The organism is Pseudoalteromonas sp. HM-SA03, assembly GCF_002289345.1.
Taxonomy (GTDB): Bacteria; Pseudomonadota; Gammaproteobacteria; order Enterobacterales; family Alteromonadaceae; genus Pseudoalteromonas.
In genome coordinates this window covers 31,584-50,327 of record NZ_NSDG01000048.1, presented here as the reverse complement: position 1 = coordinate 50,327, position 18,744 = coordinate 31,584, and the positions used below count along the sequence as shown (strand labels likewise).

The window sequence follows — 18,744 nt, the reverse complement described above, 5'->3', positions numbered from 1 at the left end:
AATTATAGATAACTCTCTTGGTGTATTCGCACGAACAACTTAGTGCCAACTTTACTGTAATCTATTTTGTATTCTCGGCCGTCTAATGCCTGAATAAACAACAACCGCTTTACTTCACCAAATACATCAATACTCGAAACGTGGACGACTTCTAAATAACGCTCTTTAGCCTCTCTTCGATTTCTCGGCAGCTCTTCCTTAAAAGGCACCAAGCCGTTTGCAGTCACCTTGATTTTTGGGTGTGCTTCACCATTTACAATCACAAGATCTAACTTCTTCTCTTTGTGAATAATGGTATTACGCCCACTTTTAATATAGGCCGTTTCTAAGCTCATATTGGTGTATCCTGTTACATCTTCAGTAGGTGGTTTGTTCTTCTAACAATGCTTTTACCACCTCTTTAGGGTTAAGTTTCCAGCGGTTTAACATGACTGAAAATTGCCAAATATCCCTGTCTAAGGCAGTCGCGGGGATCAATAAATCATATCCCGTCACTGTCTTTAAATTATCCATCCGGTTTGCAAACATTGCCATTAAACCAGTATATTCTTTTCCCGCCTTGGAGCGAAAAACGGTTTCTTCTATCAACCATTCCGATGGGCAGTTGCCATTTTCGCAATGCATTTTAACAGCTTGTAAAAAAATATGCCGCTGCTCGATCAATAATTTACCCGCAAGTCGAGGCGTTAAATTTAATAAAAACGCATCAATATCATTAAGTTTAATACCAACTGCATTTAACTCAAGTGTTTCAACACCTTGTTGAACTTTGGGAATGCCGCTGGAGTGGAAGTTTACAATGGATAGCGGCCAAGCTCCATATTTATGCACATACCTAAATTCTTGTTCTGTAAAGTATAAACTAAAGTATGGTTGCTGACTTTTGAGGAAGCCAACAAAAATAGCCACTAACATGGCGCTGGCAAGAAATATTTCTACAATAGTAATAGCTGTACCACGCAAGTTGACAAAAAGCATGATAATAATCAATCCAATTGCACCAACCAACATCAATTCAACGCCATTGCGGTCTGCGGTTGCACGTAGTTTTGCTTCAAGCATGGGTATACCAGACATAGAAGATGTACATGATGATCGTCCATGCGACTAATTTACGTATTGTGATGCATCGTTTACATGAATGACTGTGTTTCATAATATTTAATTTAGGTACAAACACTTAAATTGAATTACATTTTCGTTTAATGCACAAATTTACAGGATATGCCGTCGACTTTGTTAGCCTTTAATTTTGTAAACTAGAGACAAATTATAATCTGGGTCACTTTTATGCGTCATCAATCAGGAAAAGCACTGTTTCCTTTTATCATTGTAGTGCTAGTCGTCATTAGCGGCTATTTATATTTACCTGCCTCGGAAGGCAAAATGAGTGGCAACTCGGCCCCTGTAACCTCCGTTCAAGCTCATACCGTAACCAAAGAGGAACGTATTATTGCAGTTCACTCTATTGGTTCCGCCAGAGCAAATCAAGCAATCAACGTGAGTAGCGCCCAAAGCGACTATGTGTCAGCCCTATATTTCGATGACGGAGACGTAGTAAAAAAAGGCGATAAGCTAGTCCAGTTGCGTGATGCTGAAGAGAAGCTCGATATCGAAGCGCTGAAAGTGACGCTAAAAGAAGAAATTAGACAGCTAAACCGCCTTAAAGACCTTGCAAAAACTCAATCAGCAGCTCGCTCCCAACTAGAAGCGCAATCAGCAAAGGTAGATACTTTAACAGCACAATTAGAAGCCACCAAAACAAAACTCGCTGAGATGACCATTTATGCGCCATTCAATGGATTACTGGGTACTCGAAATGTCTCCATTGGCAGCTTCGTAAATAATAACACTGTGATCACCACACTCGATGACATTAGCATCATTAAAGTAGATTTTCAGGTACCAGAAAAATACCTAGCGCAACTACAACTTGGTATGCAAGTGAATGCACAAAGCGAAGCTTACCCAGAGCAACTCTTTACCGGTAAGGTCTCCCATATTGACCCGCGTATTAATGAACAAACGCGCTCGGTACGAGTGACTGCAAGTTTCACCAATCTAGACCATAAACTCCGCCCCGGTATGCTGCTACATATAGGGCTTGAACTGGCTCATTTGCAAGCCCTTGTGGTGCCAGAAAAAAGCATCATTCCAAGACAAGATAAGCATTTTGTATTTGTCATTGACGACCAAGGTAAAGCACAGCAACGTGAAGTACACCTGCAAACTCGCTTTAGCGGCTGGGTGGCTATCGACGAAGGGCTTACAGAAGGACAACAAGTGATCACGGAAGGCACCCTGAAGATCCGTTCAGGTTCAAAAGTTGAAGTAAAGGGGTAAGGCGACGTGAGAATCACTGATACGGCGGTAAAGCGCCCGATCTTCGCGATCGTAATTAACTTACTGCTGCTGACCTTTGGCTTAGTGGCATTTACTATGCTACCGCTGCGCGAATATCCGCATATTGAAACCCCGATAGTGAGCGTAAGTACTAACTACACAGGCGCATCAGCTGAGGTGGTAGAAACCAAGATCACCCAAGTACTAGAAAACCGAATTTCGGGGATCGAAGGTATTAAAAGTATCAATTCTAGTAGCCGCAACGGTAGCTCCAATATCACTATCGAATTTAATATCGATCGTGATATCGACGCTGCTGCAAATGATGTACGAGAGCGTGTTTCTCGTGCACTAGATAGATTACCAGAGCAAGTCAGGCCGCCTGAAGTATCAAAATCAAACAGCGACGAAAGCCCTATCGCTTGGTTTGTACTCAACAGCGAAACCATGGATACCTTGCAGCTTTCAGACTACGCCCAGCGCTTTATCGTTGACCGTCTGGCGGTTGTTGATGGCGTATCGAATGTACGTATTGGCGGTGAACGTCAATACGCCATGAAGATTTGGCTAGACCGAAAGGCGATGGCCGCTCGTGGAATCACAAGCAGTGATATTGAACAAGTGCTACGCAGAGAAAACGTCGAGTTACCCGCTGGCGAAATAGAATCTGTTGACCGTGATTTTTCTGTGCGTATTGCCAGAAGCTATAAGACCCAAGAAGACTTTGACAACCTAGTGATTAAGCGTGGCGAACAAGGCTATTTGGTACGACTTGGTGAAGTCGCGCAGGTGGTACTTGAAGCCGCTGACGACGAAAGTACCTTCCGTGGTAATGGTAAAAATATGATTGGCCTTGGTGTTGTAAAGCAAGCTAAAGCCAATACGCTAGAAGTGGTCGACAACGCCCGTAAAGAACTTGAAAAAATAAAACGCAACCTGCCTCAGGGCACTACCATAGAAGACAGCTACGATTCTTCTATTTTTATCCGTGAGTCCATCGTTGAAGTATACAGCACACTTGCGATTGCCATGGCGTTGGTGGTACTCGTTATCTACATCTTCCTTGGTAATATCCGCGCTACCCTGATCCCCGCTGTTACCGTGCCAGTTGCCTTAGTTGCAACCTTTATGTTCTTACTGGCTATGGGATATTCCATCAACTTGCTGACGCTGCTTGCGCTCGTGCTTGCCATCGGCCTTGTGGTCGATGACGCCATTGTGATGCTAGAAAATATCTACCGCCGCATCGAACTTGGCGAACCCAAGTTATTGGCAGCGTACCGTGGCGCGCGTGAAGTAGGCTTTGCCATCATTGCAACAACGCTGGTTTTGGTTGCCGTATTTATTCCCTTAGTCTTTATGGATGGTCGTATTGGTGCCCTATTTACCGAGTTTGCCTTTGCAGTAAGTGCCGCGGTGCTGTTCTCCAGCATTACCGCGTTGACCTTGTCTCCTGCCCTTTGCTCAAAAGTATTAAAGCCTAGCAATAAAGAAAACCGCTTTAGTCAGTGGATGGACCGTCAATTTACTCGACTAGAACAAGGCTATCGCCGTGTTTTACAAGACAACTTATCGCGTAAATACAGCTTGATTGTGATGTTGGCACTGGCCGGTTTCACCAGTTACAGTCTGTTTAAACAGATCCCGTCAGAACTGACGCCAAAAGAAGACCGTGGTACTTTCTTCGTTATGATGAATGGCCCTGAAGGGGCAAGCTACGAAAACAACTCGCAAAATATGGCAAAAATTGAAGAGCGACTGCTTCCTTATGTAGACTCAGAGGAACTTAGTCGCGTGCTTATTCGCGTGCCTGGCTGGGGTGGTCAAGGTGGTGTTGCTATTATCGGCATGCCAGACTGGGATGAACGTAAACGCTCTACTTGGGAAGTCATGGATGAGATCAGCGGTAAAATGCAAGATGTTACAGATATTCGCGCTTTTGCTATTATGCGCCGTGGTATTGGCAGCGGCGGTAACTCACGCCCCATTGAGTTTGTACTGCAAGGCAACGACTATGACGAGTTGGCTGCATGGCGCGATCGCATTCTAGAACGCGCACGTGAAAATAAAGGGCTGGTTCGTCTTGATCACGATTACAAAGAAACCTTCCCGCAGTTTTTGATAAGCATTGATAAAACCAAAGCCGCAGACCTAGGCGTGTCGGTGAGTGCTATTGGCCAAACGCTAGAAACCATGCTCGGACAACGCCGTGTTACCACCTTTATTGACCGCGGTGAAGAATACGATGTGATCTTAAAAGGCACCAAAGCCGACTTTTCTGCTCCAGATAATATTTCTGATATTTATGTGAAGTCTCGTAGCAATGAGCTCGTGCCGTTAGACAGTTTAATCACCATAAAAGAAGAAGCCACAGCTTCTCGATTAAACCGCTACAACCGTATGCGCGCAATCACTATCACGGCAAACCTCGCAGGCGACTACACACTAGAACAAGCGCTCGACTTTTTAAATAAAGTTGCCGCCGAAGAGAATGATATCGACGGTGCCATCGACTACAAAGGCGAGTCACAGCTGTTTTATGAAGGCGCATCAGCGATGACCTATGTGTTTATTCTGGCGCTCACCGTTACTTTCTTAGTATTAGCCGCACAGTTTGAAAGCTTTGTCCATCCACTGGTTATCATGCTCACCGTACCGCTGGGCTTAGTCGGTGCGATGTATGGATTATTTATCACCGACAGCACGCTAAACATTTATAGCCAAATTGGTATTGTCATGTTGATTGGCCTTAGCGCCAAAAATGGTATCTTAATCGTGGAATTTGCTAACCAATTGCGTGACAAAGGCATTGCCTTCGAACAAGCCATTGTTGATGCTGCTGCGCAGCGATTAAGACCTATTATTATGACCTCGCTAACAACCGTGATGAGCTCTATCCCACTTGTGTTTGCAACAGGCCCTGGGTTCGAAAGCCGCATGGTGATCGGTGTCGTGATTTTTGCCGGTGTCAGTGTTGCCACCATTTTAACCTTGTTTGTTATCCCAACCGCCTATACTTTACTAGCTAAGAAGACGCAATCTCCAGAAGAGACAACAAAACGTCTTGAGGAGCAGTCGAAACAACATCCTGAGCAGGAGGTATAATGGCAAATTTACAAACCGCAACTTTTGGTGGTGGTTGCTTTTGGTGTATTGATGCGGCATTTCGCCGCGTCAATGGCGTTGAGTCAGTGCAATCAGGTTACGCAGGTGGCCACACAGATAATCCCACCTATCAAATGATATGTCGGGGAGACAGTGGCCATGCTGAGGTAGTCCAACTGCAATTTGATGCCGATATTGTCAGTTTTGATACTTTGCTTAATATGTTTTTTACCCTACATGACCCAACGCAGTTGAATCGCCAAGGTAACGACATTGGTACTCAGTATCGCAGTGTGGTGTTTTATCATGACCAGCAGCAACAGCAGCAAACTCAAGACTGTATTGTGCAGCTTCAAAGCCAGTTGAGTGAAAAAATAGTGACTGAGGTTAGCCCTGCGCCTGAGTTTTATCCTGCTGAGCACTATCACCAAGATTATTACACTGAAAACCCAAATCAAGGCTATTGCAGCGTGATGATTGCCCCTAAAATTGCAAAATTTGAAAGCTATTTTGCGGCAAATTTAAAACACTAAACTTGTTTACCGAGTGCAATAAATTGCATTCGGCTTACTACTTAAATTCAGTATAAAGCTTGTCAAAAATCCCCGAAGTCAAGGTATCTATCACAGGCACAGATATAGACGTTAGTATTCGTTGCCAGAGTGACGATCGTACATCATGCTTCAAGCCGACTACAGGTTTACGATGGCGCGTTAAACCAAGCGAAATCGCCCGCCATTGATTGTGTTGAAAATTGAGGTTCAAGCTGGTTTTCAGGTATTGAGACTTGCGCTGACGTGACAATCTCTAGCGTGCGTAACCCAAATAATAGTGACTTAATGTTCTTTTCTTTAAAGTAGTAATAATACAAATAAATTTTATTATCAACCACATATAAGACAGAACACCATTACAATGTAATGTAACTAAATGATAAAGAAGAAAAGTGATCCATTACTCTAGATGGATCACTCTGGGTATTAAAAAGCACTTAACGTATTAGAAGCTGTAGCTCACACCAACGTAGGCTTGTCTACCTAGTGGCTTATAGCCCAGTAAAGAGCCGTCTTTTGCTTCGCCCGCTGTGGCATTGAAATAACGCTTGTCGGTTAAGTTTTCAATTCGGCCATTTAACTTGAATCCGTCGAAAAACGTATAGTTAGCAGCTAAGTTAAACAGCGTATATGACGGTAAAGTCACTGTATATGCACCTTCAGCTCCCCATACTTTATCGTCGCGATTACCTCTATGGACTAAGGTCAGTGTTGCGTCGACATTTTCCCACTCTTTGCTGACTGAATAAGTTAAGGTACGTCTCGCTCTGCGCTGCAATTGCTTGTCGGTTTCAGCATCTTTAGCACTCACATAGCTCACATTTACCGTATGTTCGATACCAAAGTTATCTTCAATTTCAATTGAAAGGTCAGCACCTTCAAAGTCAGCACGTTGAATATTGTAAGGGACGTATTTCCATTTATCATTTTGCTGATAAACGATTTTATCGGTAATACGGTTATCATATACCGCAGCTTCCACGCGGAAGTTCTCACCGCTCCATGTGACAATAATTTCGTTATTCGTAGCTTCTTCCGGCTTAATATCTGGGTTAGGTAAATAGTAAGGGCTATCAATCACAAATGCCTGTGATAAAGAAGGTGCTCTAAAGGCAGTACCATGATTCAACTTAACACTCAGGCCATCCATGATTTGCTTGCCTACGGCAATCGTGTAGGTGTTTGCACGACCATGAAAATCATAATCATCCGTTCTCAGTACGACCTCTGCCAGCCAATTTTCATCGTTGTAAAACCCACCAAGCGCTAAAGATAAGTTATCACGCTCAGACTCTGAAAAAGAGGCGGTAGAATCACCAACATCTTCATTTAGAAAGGTAAAGTTACCTGTGAAGATCAAAGCTTCAGTTAAACTATATTGCGATTGATATTCAAATTGGCTGCGTTTAGTGACATAAGCATTATCGTCAGCACTATTACCGATTTGAACATTTTGTTCCTTGCCTAAGCTGTATGACGCACTTTGGCTAAACTTGTCAGTACGTCTTTTCCACGCCAACTTATTAGTGTAGTTATGAAAACGGTAAGCATCACTACCAAAAGAGTCATACTCCCCCTCTCCTTCACTGTACTGTGAACGCAAGCTAAAAATGCCGCTTTCTTCATCACCATACTGCACATTTAAACCGACATTACCGTTATAATATCCATCACGGTCATGGTTTTTTGTGATAGCAGCCTCAGGGTCTTTCTCAATCACATCATAGCCATCGGTATGAGTGTAACCCGCATTAGCTGCAATACTAAACTTGTCTTTTTTGTAATTCACCGTCGCTTCGGTCTTGGAGTAATTGTTACTCCCTGTCGTAAGCGCGATAGTATTGTTATTCCCTTCGCGACTAATAATATTAATCACGCCAGCAATCGCATCTGAACCATAAATCGCAGCTTTGGCACCACGAATGATCTCAATTCTTTCGATGCTATTAAGCGGTAAATTAGTGAGCGAATTATCACCGGAATTTGCATCCGTCACTCGAACCCCATCGATTAACACTAGCGTATGCTTAGCGTCATTACCGCGTAGGAATAAACTCACACTTTGACCAAAACCACCGTTTCTAACCGCTTGAATACCAGCGATATTATCGAGTAGTGATACGATATCTTGAACATTGGTTTTTTCAATTTCAGTACGATCTATAACCGTAATGGCAGACAACGCGCTTTCTAGAGGTTGTTCAAATTTATTGGCAGTTACAGTGATATGTTCAACATTTTGATCAGCAAATGCAGAAAAAGAGAGCGCCGTCGCTATCGCCGCGCTTAGAACAGTTTTATTTAACATGGTTTCCCCTAACTTGTACCCACCGTACAAGAACACAAAGTGACTGTTTCAAGGCCGGTCTCCGGGCTCAGTAAATCTGCAGATTCACAGTTCACTCTACCGTTGCGGGGGCAGCACTGACATAGAACCGATCCAAACTAATCACGTGTAATAAACTGTCTTACTCAATTTATCATTGATAAACGCAATTAGATGTTCCCTTGTGTTCGCACCAGTTTCCCGATTATCTATACACTTAGCAACCACACTAGGTTGTGTACAGCACCTTGAAAATGCGAGGCTATTGTCTTGGGTTTCGGAATGATTGTCAATGGACGTCTAGAAATCCAAAAGTGCAATCTATGCACTTTTGGAATGAAGTAAAGCGTAATTAGTCGCGGAAGTTTTTGAATTGAAATGGCTGACCAAGCTCACCGGTACGAACTAGTTGCATCGTTTCTTGCAAATCGTCACGCTTTTTACCTGTTACACGCACCGTATCGCCTTGAATTGATGCTTGAACTTTAACTTTTGAGTCTTTAATAAGCTTAACCAGCTTTTTCGCCATCTCTTTGTCGATGCCCTGCTTTAACGCAACCTTACGCGATACATATTTACCAGAACGCTCAATGTCTTTTAACTCGAAGCTTGCCACATCAAGGCCACGCTTTGCCGCTTTACCCACTAGCATATCGAACAATTGCATAACTTGTTGTTCTGCTTCCGCTTTAAGGTTGATCATTTCACCGCTTAGCTCGATTGACGCATCTACGCCACGAAAATCAAAACGCGTGTCAAGCTCACGAACCGCGTTGTCTACGGTATTTTTTGCTTCTGTCATATCAATTTCAGATACAATATCAAATGAAGGCATGCTTCTCTCCTAAAGTCATTTTGGCTCGATTATAGCAGTTTATGTCTAATTTGAGTTACTTTAAGTTTTTAAACAGCAGATTAGGATGTTCACCCAATGGACAGTTTTCGATGGTATACTGCTCGCTTAGTCATACAGAAGTAGGATGTATTGTGACAAGGCGCGTTTATAAAGCTCTTTTGATTATCTCTTTAATTATATGTACGGTGCTATTCGCAAAGGAAATTAGCTTATCTCCAAAGCTGTTCCCAAATGTCGATAAAGTGGCGCATTTTGGTGTATTTTTTGTGCTTGCGTTTATCTCTCACCATGCTTTTAAAGTGAAAGTATGGACACACATAGTGCTACTGTCCTTGTATGGTGCAGGAATTGAGTGGATGCAACATACACTGCCGTATCGCCAAGCATCTACCGCTGATTTCTTAGCTGATTTAGCCGGTGCGGTCAGTTATTTCGTTCTATTTTATATTTGGGCAAGTTGGCGCAACAGAAAACATGGCTAATATACATATTTTAGGCGAAGGGGCGATAGGACTACTGCTCGCCCAACACCTTAGTCAATCTCATCACATTACGCTGATCACTCGAAACAAACGCGCGGCGACTTATCGCTACCAAACAGCAAGTATGCAACAAACCATCCCATGCAGCATCAAAACACTTGCAGAACTTCCAGCCAGCAGTATAGATACGCTAATCATTCCCGTTAAAGCATATCAGGTCATCGAAGCACTCCAAGCGCTTCGCCCTGCACTTTCAAAAAATGCAACACTAATCCTTAGTCATAATGGCATGGTAGATTGGTCTTGTGAGTTAACAGCGCTTGAAAAAACACAACCAGCCTATTTTTTAAGCACATCCATCGCAGGTTATAAAGTCGCAGACACTGTGCACCATACAGGACAAGGTGCAACTTGGTTTGGACCGTTAAATTCACCAGCCGAATGCCACTACCAGAGTGTATTCTCGCAACTGTTTAGCACATTTGACAATGCCCAAACCACGTTTGACATCATGCCAACACTTTGGAAAAAACTGGCGGTTAATATTGCCATTAACCCGCTAAGTGCATTGGAACAAGTCGCAAATGGTCAGTTAAGACAGCCCAAATACGCAGCCCAAATCCTTAATTTAATGAATGAAGTACAGCTTGTGGCCGCAAGTACAGGCGTAACCTTAGCGCTTAGCGAGCTAGTCACGCTTGCTTACACTGTAATGGCGCAAACCGCAAACAATCGCTCTTCAATGAATCAGGATATCGCGAATAACAGGCGCACAGAAATTGACGCCATGTGCGGCTATATTTGCAAGCTAGCAGCAAAACAAAATATCGATGTACCGTTTAATCAACAGTTACTTGAGGAAGTGAATAAGCGCTGGCAGCTAGCGCGACAATAGGCTTAACTTCTCGGCGGGTAAACCGCCCCCCCACAAAACTATTTACACAGCGATTCCTTTAGAAACTCAATCATCTTTTATTCGCTTCATAGCCTTATGATAAACATCACTACGTTCACGCTTTCCCACTGCTAGCACAGTTATACCAATTGAATTAATTCTCCAATCAATTTGAAANNNGTGAAATAGCATATTAGCTTCGTTAAAAATTTCTCATTTAGAACAACTAAATAGCAAAATTTTTGCCTTGCCTATATGGATATAGGTACCTTAGCGGTAGCAGGACGCGAGAGCGGTGCTACTAAAGCTATTTCCCCGCTTCAAAATAGATCATTTACTTAATACAACTGGTATTACAACGATAATGTCGTCTTCAACTTTGTAGACTAGGCGGTAACCTGATTGGCGTAGTTTTATTTTGTACATGTTGTCAGCACCAGATAGCTTCGACGCTGGCAGATGGGGATCCTTGAGGCGTTCAATTAACTTATTCTTGAACTGCGATTGCAGGGTAGAGCCTAATTTACTCCATTTTTTGAGTGCACTCTTTATAAATCGAGTTTATAAATCATTAATATTTAATGAGATACTTTCTTCAGATTCACGCTCTTTAGCTATAGCGAGTAGCTCAAGATCCTCGAGTCTGTCCATCATTATCTCGTATGCTTCTGCAGGCACACAATAAAAAGCAGGTTCATTTCGATTAAGCACAGCGACAGGCTCTCCGTCAGCACTTGTTGCAACTTTCATAGGGTTTGCTTTTAGTTCGGTAATACTGGCAGCAACATCTGCTAATATTCTAGTGGTCATAAAATCAGTCTCTTAACTGGTCTTTATATCGACTATATTTAGTCGTATAAATAAGCGATAGCAAGCAACCTCTTACCTCCTCACAAAAAGCGCACGTTGGGTAAACCCTAAAGTTTCACCCAACGCTTGTTAACACGCTTTATTTTAAGGACGGTACACCTTGACGTTAGCATAGCCATTTTCATGCAGAATAAGTGCTTGTAACTGGCTCATTACACCTTTTGAACAGTACAAGTAGTATTCTTTGTCCTGTGGTAAGTCACCAAACTTAGTGGCTAATCTAAAGAAAGGTAAGTGGATCACTTGTGCACCATCTAGCTCTAGAGGGTTGGCATCTTCCTCTTCTGGAGAACGAATATCTAGTACCACCGCGTTGTTAGGTAATTCACTTACCGACTCCGCTTCTTTCACTTCTTCTTTTGCTTCAGCTTCAATGTCGCGAATATCTTTTACCGTCGCGTTAGCTACAACGGTATTCAAAACATCAAAGTCAAACTTTTCTTCTTCGGCTAATATCTTGTGAAGTTGTGCTTTTACCGTTGGTTTTTGAGAGATCACACCACAATATTCAGGCATTGCTTCTGCCATTTCATTGGTGCCAATCGCTCTGGCAATACGAATAATCTCTTCTTTATCGTGTTGAATAAGCGGTCGTAAGATCAGCATCTCTGTAACACGGTCAATCACGTTAAGGTTAGCCAAGGTTTGGCTCGATACCTGACCAATACTTTCACCAGTTACCAGTGCAGGGATCCCCAAACGCTCTGCGACCACAGCACCTGCACGCATCATCATGCGCTTTAGTACCACACCCATTTGTCCACTTTCAATATTCTCAAGAATTTCTGCAACAACCGGCTCAAAGTCAATCGTAATAAATTTAACTTTGTGGGTAGAGCTAAATTGTTTCCACAAGTAGTGGCTTACTTGCTTAACGCCAATTTCGTGGGCTGCGCCACCTAAGTTAAAGAACAAAAAGTGCGTACGCGCGCCTTTTCGCATCATTTGATAAGTCGCAACACCCGAGTCGAATCCGCCAGAAACCAAAGACAGCACGTCTTCTTGCGTTGGTAGTGGGAAGCCACCTAGACCAAAGTGCTGGTGACGAACGATGTAGGCTTTATTGTCTTTGACTTCGATTTTAACCGTCACATCAGGTTTTTTCAGTCTTACGCTGGCACCCTCGACATTTTGGTTTAAACCGCCACCAACATAACGCTCCACGTCACTTGAGGTAAACTCATGCTTACCTTGGCGCTTTACGCGTACACAAAATGTTTTGCCCTTGATCAATGGCTCAACCAAAGCAATCGTTTGTTGGTAGATATCATCAAGCGTGTCGAACTGTGTTTCTTGTACTTCAATAAACTGCACAATACCTGGCGTGCGCTTAAGGTGGTCGATTAGACCAAGACGGGTTTTCTCGTCACTAAGCTCGCTCGTCACTGAAATATTGTCCCAGTTATTTTTAACTTTTACGTTTTCGTCAACGCGAACCAACAGCATTTTGATGTTTTTCTCTAATACTTTGGTAAAACGCTTACGGACGGATTTGCTCTTAATAGCAATTTCGGGATGTAATTTGACGATAAATTTAAGCATAAAAGTCACTCTACTACAGATCGATTATCGGTTGCGATGACGCACTGATTTGACCTAAGCGGACTTTATCGTGGCGCACACTGACCGAGGACAGTTCGGGCGCGCGAGTATATCAAACTCAGAGCCGATTAGGAAATAAACAAACCTTTTCCCTTTGTGCTCTACAAAGCCTTTTGCCGTGCTCACCAAGGCAAAAGGCCAGCTTAATTATTTAAGGCTAAGCAATACTCGGTAAGCTCGCCTCTGCTAGTGCTTGATAATGCTGCTGAAGTTGTGCCACTTTCGGTGCGCTCATGGGCGTCGCGTAAGGTTTAAAAATCATCAGTACTTTAACAATGCCATTGTATATATCCTGCTGCTCAAGTACGCCTGTCATTCTTCTAGCTTTAACGTAGGGAGTCCAGAAACTAACAGTCATTTTCAACATATGCGCGAGCTCTTTTGCATCTTCATCATCTATGGTGATCACGCCCGTATCTCTTAGACCAATTACTACAGCTTTTACTTGCTCGAGTAAGCGTAACTGAAAAGTAATGTAGTTTTTCTTCAATTCATCATCACGAGCCAAGATGTCTGTCAGGTTGTCGTAGAAAAAGTGATAACGCCACATCAGATCGAACAAGGAGTCTAAATATTGAGTTAGCTGCTCAAGCGGTTCGTTGTGCTGCCCCAGTGGCTTAAAATGCGTATTTAAATGCTCGCTATAAAGGGCGAATATTTGCCGAATGATGTCTTCTTTATTTTTAAAATGATAGTACAAGTTGCCAGGGCTAATCCCCAAACTGGACGCGATATGATTTGTCGTAATCGCGCGCTCTCCATGCAAATTAAATAACGCGATGCTGGTACGTATTATTTTTTCCTTGGTATTCATTACGATTCTCTATCTTTGTTGATTATGTGGTCGCGCTATTGCTAGAGTTATTACGCTATTTCGCGCTCCATGTGAAAAAATAGCACTAATTTTAACTCTAGATAAGCTTAGATCCGACAAAGCTGACCAGTGTTTTTTCAAAAAAACCTTGTTACCATACAAAAAAATTCAACATAGTTACGCTTATGAAAGTCATCGCCCTCTACCCTGGCACATTTGATCCCCTCACTAATGGACATGAAGACTTAATCAAACGTGCAGCAAAAATGTTTGATACCGTGATTTTGGCAATTGCCCATAACCCAAATAAACAGCCTTGTTTCTCACTAGAGCAACGTGTTGCTTTGGCTGAAGAAATTTTAAAGTCACATAAAAATGTAAAGGTGATTGGGTTTTCAGGATTGTTAGTTGATTTAGCGAAAGAGCAAAAAGCCAACGTACTGATCCGCGGCATTCGCGCGGTGTCTGATTTTGACTATGAGTTCCAACTGGCTAATATGAATCGCCGTTTACATCCCGATTTGGAAAGCGTATTTTTAACGCCATCTGAAAAGAATTCATTTATATCGTCAACTTTAGTAAAAGAAGTTGCACTTCATAAAGGCAATGTCAGTGAATTTGTTCACCCGCTGGTTGCCAAAGCTTTAGAGGAAAAACTACACGGATGAAAAAGTGCCTATTATCCCTAGCCGTATTGGTTGGTACTTACGCGCACGCTTCACCTTGGATAGAGGTGTCGCAAAGTGAGCTCAAACACAGCATAGATTTACTGGTTGCAGAAGGCGTGATAAATCGCCCGGTTAATCAATATCCTTTGCTGTGGAGCGGCATTGTTAATGATCTTGCCGCTATTGATGACAAAAACCTCTCTGAAACCGCAAGCTTTGCATTGGCACATTTACGCCATGCGCTAAAACAAGCAAAAAGAGCAAAATACAGTAGCGTAAAAGCACACTTTAACGGTGCTGAAGCGCGCTCCACAGGCTTTGGTGAACGTCAAAATGAACGTTCAGGCTTGCGTACTTATGGCGTTGTTACCGGTAGTGCTGTTAGCGCTAAAGTTGCGGTTAACTACGCAGATGAAGGCCAAGATGGAAAATATGTTAATCACCACGGCAGTCACCTTGCAGTGTTGTTTGGTAATTGGTCTCTCAGCGCTGAGCGACTAAGCTACTGGTGGGGACCGAGCAACGAAAACGCGCTGATGCTTTCAAACAACGCAGCGCCAATGAAGGCAGTTCGTTTAAGTCGTGCCAATAATAACTATATTGGACCGAGCTTTTTCTCTTTCGTTGGTCCTTGGCAAGTGACGGCCATTATGGCAAAACAACGCCCGAATATAGCCAGTAAAAAGAATGGTGATTTTTGGGGCTTTAGAGCAGCAGCATTTCCAATCCAAGGCCTAGAGCTTGGTTTTAGTACAACATCCAGCGACTTTGTTTATCAACAACAAAACCTTGAAAGCGAAAAGCAAACGCAACGCCTCACCAGCGTTGACTTCAAATACTCCACTCGGATAGCTAATCAACCGCTCGCTTTATACGGTGAGTTTGCAGGCAATAACGACAGTGGTGTATTACCAAGCAATCCAATGTACACCCTAGGTATTGAAAGCTACTGGGGTGGGAAAGACTATCGTCTTAAAAGCTTTATTGAATACTCAGATACAAGCATTGATTGTAAAGATGAGCTAAAACTCGCACTTTGCCCAAGAGACAATACAGTGGATTCAGCGCACTACAGTGAACGCGACCTCTGGCTTGGAGCAAGCTCGGGGTTGGACGCTAAAAACCTCACTTTCGCGTTAGATTACTTCAGCACAGATGGCATTGGTGCTTATGCCAAGCTAAAGCGAGTTGAATTTAACACACTAGACGTTGAGCGAAACCAGCTCGAGCTCGGTTATCAACAAGGCGTGTTTGGCGCGCTTGCTAAAATAGGCGTAAAAGCATGGCAAGATAAGTCTCAGGAAGAAGACGAAAGCCACGCAGCACTTACGTTGAGTGTGGAATATCAGTTTTAACGAGCGGCCATCGCCGCTCTTTTCATTATGTAAGAGTTGATAAACCTCAAAAGCCATCGCTATACGTTTCCTCAAGTCAAATTGGTTCACACATCAACTATCAATTGTTATTGGCACGCTCAACTTTAAGACCCGCTTTTCGCAACAGCTTTATTAGACTGAGCCAGTCTTTATCAATGATCAGGCTTATCACAATAATAGAATCGCAAATAAGTACCGCAGCAGAATATACACTCCAGAACCACCACTCTTCACGAGTGTCAAATATCGCTAAATCTATGTAAAGCCCTAAATAAAGCAGAGAATTTATCGTTAAGAATAAAAACACATAATGTAACGCATTACACCAAGGTCCTTTGAGTTTGTAGTTTATGCCTATCAATAGCGCAATCGTCAGTAAGTCATAAAAAAACCACATCAGATACAAGGTGTAATCCGCTTGGACTAAATCTAGATATACATTACTAATCAAATAGGACAAGGCAACCACACCACTGGTCACGACGAGAGATAAGTTGCTTTTTATTTTTAATACATAGAAGAGGAGATTGAGAAGGAAGCCGGTCACCAGACCGACCACCACTATCGAGTCAAAAAATATACCAATTTTTGTAAGATCAAAATACATAGATGACTTGATCGGAACTCGCTAGTTTGAATTTACTAGTTGATTTGCGGGTCTTTAATAAGAATGCCACCGCCACCTCGAGCACCTGATACTTTACCTAATACAGACTCAGTTAGAAGTACCTTATCAGAAAGCGACTTTGTTTGACCAGTTGTTTTAGCTTGATTTTTTCTCGCTAGAATTGTTTTTATCATGTAATTTCCCTCAAAATTTACACTTGGGACCAGGTTCCCAAAAATGAACTACCTAAAAATTATCGGGGTAAATTAAGCACAGGGTATGCCAACATTTACTTTGACAAATTCAACAGGTTGATTTATATACAGAAAGAGCGCTAATAATCGCTCTTTCTGATTCTATAAAAGCTTGGTGTTAAGCCACAAATTTACACGGAATACTTAAGCTAGATGTTTGTTTTATAATGAAATCCATCGCAATTTCATCACAGTTATCTTTACGCAAGCACAGCTCGCAGTCTTTCATCACTTTTTCAGGCAAACTATCTTTGGTACAGTTATTAAAACCTTGTTTCATAAAGAAGCCAGGCACTCTAGTTAGTACAATAATACGATTGAGAGCCAATTTTTTGGCTTTTACCAGCAAATGCTCGACTAAAAGTTGCCCTTGCCCCTTTATTTCGCTCTCGGGATTTACACCCAAAGAGCGAATTTCAGCAAGCCCAGTGTCGTAAATATACAAAGATGCACACCCTGTCACTTTGCCATCGACCTCTGTCACCGCAAACTCATTGATACTATGGATCATATCACTCTTCGCTCGTGGTAGGTTCTCACCGACTTTAGCCCAATATTGAATCAGCCCAGCAATAGCTTCAACATCGTCTAAATTGGCATCACGCACTAGGATTTTTTGCTTTTTTTTTGCCGTTTTAATAGCACTGGCTACTTGTGGCAATGAGGTGCCGCCTAATGCTTTGCGGGCGGCAATACAAGCGTCAATTTCGAGTACAGGGTAGACATCTTCTGCAATTACCTCGCTGACCTGCTGGAATTCTTCTAAGCTCAGATCCTCAAGATTTTGCCCCTTACTAATTGCCAACTGCACTAATTCACCGACGATGTGGTGGCCTTCCCTAAACGGGATCCCCTTAGCAACAAGATAATCAGCAAGTTCAGTCGCATTAGCGTGACCGCCTTTTGCAGCCGCTAGCGTTTTATCACCATTAACCTTAATGCCTTTAACGCATGCTTCAGCCATATGAATACAAGCAAGCCAAGTTGGCATAGCATCAAACAGGCCTTCTTTGTCTTCTTGCATGTCTTTGTTGTACGCCAAAGGCAAAGCTTTAAGTGTCATCATCATACCGCTAAAGGCCCCAAAAACTCGGCCTGTTTTGCCGCGGATCAGCTCTAAGGCATCAGGATTTTTTTTCTGTGGCATCAAGGATGAGCCGGACGTCACGCTATCGGCCAGATCAATAAAGCCAGACTCACCAGAATTGTAAAAGATCAAATCTTCAGCAAAACGAGATAAATGCATCATAGAAATAGACGCGCAACTGAGCAGCTCAACCACAAAGTCACGATCAGAGACCGCATCTAAACTATTACGAGAGGCTTCTCTAAAGCCAAGGTTAACGGCCAACACTTCACGGTCGATAGGATAAGCAGTCCCCGCTAGTGCACCAGAGCCAAGTGGACATACATTTAACCTTTCAAGCGCATCATTCAAGCGCGACTCATCACGCTCAATCATCTCAACGTAAGCCATACACCAATGACTAAAGAGTACTGGCTGAGCACGCTGTAAATGGGTATACCCTGGCAAAATAGTACCAAGCTCCTGCTCTGCAAGTGTCACTAAGGCTTGCTTTAGTGACCCTAGTGCCACAAGCAGTTGCTGCGCCGTTTTCCGGCTCCACAATCTAAAGTCAGTGGCTACTTGGTCGTTACGGCTTCGACCTGTGTGCAGCTTTTTACCTAAGTCACCCACTTTGCCGATAAGTTTAGCTTCAACATAAGAATGAATATCCTCATGTCCTGCGGTTGCTACACTACGCGGATCCGCAATCACTTCATCCAAAAGCTGTTTCAGCGCTGAGATAATCTGCTGATGTTCGCTTTCAGTTAATACATCGACTTGCTTTAGCGCACCCGCCCAAGCGATAGAGCCAACAATATCTTGCTCTGCCAATTGATAATCAAATGGCAGAGAATCATTAAATTGCTTAAATGCCTCATCAGGACCTGATGAAAAACGGCCGCCCCATAATGCCATTTCGCTCT

The 18,744-nt window shown here is 42.9% G+C and carries 18 protein-coding genes, 1 pseudogene and 1 riboswitch; of the genes and pseudogenes, 7 read left to right on the top strand and 12 right to left on the bottom strand.

The annotated features are described in order from the left end of the window. Window positions 1-2: 2 nt before the first annotated feature. A complete protein-coding gene (locus CKO50_RS10020; RefSeq protein ID WP_095728041.1) occupies window positions 3-335 on the bottom strand; it encodes a hypothetical protein in 333 nt (110 codons plus the stop codon). A 22-nt stretch (window positions 336-357) separates the two neighbouring features. Further along, window positions 358-1,062 carry a DUF2982 domain-containing protein gene (locus CKO50_RS10015; RefSeq protein WP_095728040.1) on the bottom strand — a complete coding sequence of 235 codons (705 nt, stop codon included), beginning with the start codon at window positions 1,060-1,062 and terminating at the stop codon, window positions 358-360. A gap of 228 nt (window positions 1,063-1,290) precedes the next feature. Between CKO50_RS10015 and CKO50_RS10010 the strand changes: the two genes are divergently transcribed. The 3 genes from CKO50_RS10010 to msrA are packed head-to-tail and all read left to right on the top strand — an operon-like array spanning window position 1,291 to window position 5,981. Beyond that, window positions 1,291-2,343, top strand: a complete 1,053-nt coding sequence (locus CKO50_RS10010; protein ID WP_095728039.1) for an efflux RND transporter periplasmic adaptor subunit — start codon at window positions 1,291-1,293, stop codon at window positions 2,341-2,343. A 6-nt stretch (window positions 2,344-2,349) separates the two neighbouring features. Next, entirely contained in the window at window positions 2,350-5,448 is a 3,099-nt protein-coding gene (locus tag CKO50_RS10005; RefSeq protein ID WP_095728038.1) for an efflux RND transporter permease subunit, read from the top strand. Further along, entirely contained in the window at window positions 5,445-5,981 is a 537-nt protein-coding gene (gene msrA / locus CKO50_RS10000) for a peptide-methionine (S)-S-oxide reductase MsrA (protein ID WP_176474645.1), read from the top strand. The genes CKO50_RS10005 and msrA overlap by 4 nt, the downstream gene beginning before the upstream one ends. A gap of 466 nt (window positions 5,982-6,447) precedes the next feature. On the opposite strand, the gene CKO50_RS09990 is transcribed toward msrA, so the two are convergent. Together CKO50_RS09990 and CKO50_RS09985 are read right to left on the bottom strand one after the other, a co-directional pair. Continuing rightward, entirely contained in the window at window positions 6,448-8,310 is a 1,863-nt protein-coding gene (locus tag CKO50_RS09990; protein ID WP_095728036.1) for a TonB-dependent receptor, read from the bottom strand. Window positions 8,311-8,344: 34 nt separating this feature from the next. After that, a riboswitch (cobalamin riboswitch) is annotated at window positions 8,345-8,591 on the bottom strand. 89 nt (window positions 8,592-8,680) lie between these two features. Beyond that, window positions 8,681-9,163: a YajQ family cyclic di-GMP-binding protein gene (locus CKO50_RS09985; protein WP_010374237.1), complete on the bottom strand. Its 483-nt coding sequence runs from the start codon at window positions 9,161-9,163 to the stop codon at window positions 8,681-8,683. Between the two features lie 152 nt (window positions 9,164-9,315). On the opposite strand from CKO50_RS09985, the gene CKO50_RS09980 reads away from it, so the two are divergent. Together CKO50_RS09980 and CKO50_RS09975 are read left to right on the top strand one after the other, a co-directional pair. Next, window positions 9,316-9,666, top strand: a complete 351-nt coding sequence (locus CKO50_RS09980; RefSeq protein ID WP_176474641.1) for a VanZ family protein — start codon at window positions 9,316-9,318, stop codon at window positions 9,664-9,666. Further along, window positions 9,659-10,561, top strand: coding sequence for a ketopantoate reductase family protein (locus tag CKO50_RS09975; protein ID WP_095728035.1), 903 nt, complete (start codon window positions 9,659-9,661; stop codon window positions 10,559-10,561). The genes CKO50_RS09980 and CKO50_RS09975 overlap by 8 nt, the downstream gene beginning before the upstream one ends. Window positions 10,562-10,627: 66 nt before the next feature. Here CKO50_RS09975 and CKO50_RS23690 read toward each other — a convergent pair. From CKO50_RS23690 to CKO50_RS09955, 5 genes and pseudogenes are all read right to left on the bottom strand, one after another. Next, a pseudogene (locus CKO50_RS23690) lies at window positions 10,628-10,711 on the bottom strand (type II toxin-antitoxin system mRNA interferase toxin, RelE/StbE family); the annotation flags it as partial. Window positions 10,712-10,891: 180 nt separating this feature from the next. Beyond that, a complete protein-coding gene (locus tag CKO50_RS09970; protein WP_095728034.1) occupies window positions 10,892-11,113 on the bottom strand; it encodes a type II toxin-antitoxin system RelE/ParE family toxin in 222 nt (73 codons plus the stop codon). Window positions 11,114-11,122: 9 nt separating this feature from the next. Beyond that, window positions 11,123-11,371: a type II toxin-antitoxin system Phd/YefM family antitoxin gene (locus tag CKO50_RS09965; protein WP_095728033.1), complete on the bottom strand. Its 249-nt coding sequence runs from the start codon at window positions 11,369-11,371 to the stop codon at window positions 11,123-11,125. 144 nt (window positions 11,372-11,515) lie between these two features. After that, complete coding sequence (thiI, locus tag CKO50_RS09960; RefSeq protein WP_095728032.1) at window positions 11,516-12,973, bottom strand: tRNA uracil 4-sulfurtransferase ThiI; 1,458 nt, start codon at window positions 12,971-12,973, stop codon at window positions 11,516-11,518. A gap of 217 nt (window positions 12,974-13,190) precedes the next feature. Next, window positions 13,191-13,847: a TetR/AcrR family transcriptional regulator gene (locus tag CKO50_RS09955; protein WP_095728031.1), complete on the bottom strand. Its 657-nt coding sequence runs from the start codon at window positions 13,845-13,847 to the stop codon at window positions 13,191-13,193. Window positions 13,848-14,032: 185 nt separating this feature from the next. On the opposite strand from CKO50_RS09955, the gene coaD reads away from it, so the two are divergent. Further along, window positions 14,033-14,515, top strand: a complete 483-nt coding sequence (gene coaD, locus CKO50_RS09950; protein ID WP_010374242.1) for a pantetheine-phosphate adenylyltransferase — start codon at window positions 14,033-14,035, stop codon at window positions 14,513-14,515. Continuing rightward, entirely contained in the window at window positions 14,512-15,870 is a 1,359-nt protein-coding gene (locus CKO50_RS09945) for a capsule assembly Wzi family protein (RefSeq protein WP_095728030.1), read from the top strand. Before coaD ends, CKO50_RS09945 begins: the two co-directional genes overlap by 4 nt. Before the next feature lie 100 nt (window positions 15,871-15,970). On the opposite strand, the gene CKO50_RS09940 is transcribed toward CKO50_RS09945, so the two are convergent. From CKO50_RS09940 to argH, 3 genes are all read right to left on the bottom strand, one after another. Next, window positions 15,971-16,498, bottom strand: coding sequence for a hypothetical protein (locus tag CKO50_RS09940; protein WP_095728029.1), 528 nt, complete (start codon window positions 16,496-16,498; stop codon window positions 15,971-15,973). A gap of 35 nt (window positions 16,499-16,533) precedes the next feature. Beyond that, the gene (locus CKO50_RS23965; protein WP_176474640.1) at window positions 16,534-16,692 is read right to left on the bottom strand and encodes a hypothetical protein; all 159 of its coding nucleotides are present in this window, start codon (window positions 16,690-16,692) and stop codon (window positions 16,534-16,536) included. Window positions 16,693-16,870: 178 nt separating this feature from the next. Continuing rightward, the gene (argH, locus tag CKO50_RS09935) at window positions 16,871-18,736 is read right to left on the bottom strand and encodes an argininosuccinate lyase (protein WP_095728028.1); all 1,866 of its coding nucleotides are present in this window, start codon (window positions 18,734-18,736) and stop codon (window positions 16,871-16,873) included. Window positions 18,737-18,744: the final 8 nt, after the last annotated feature.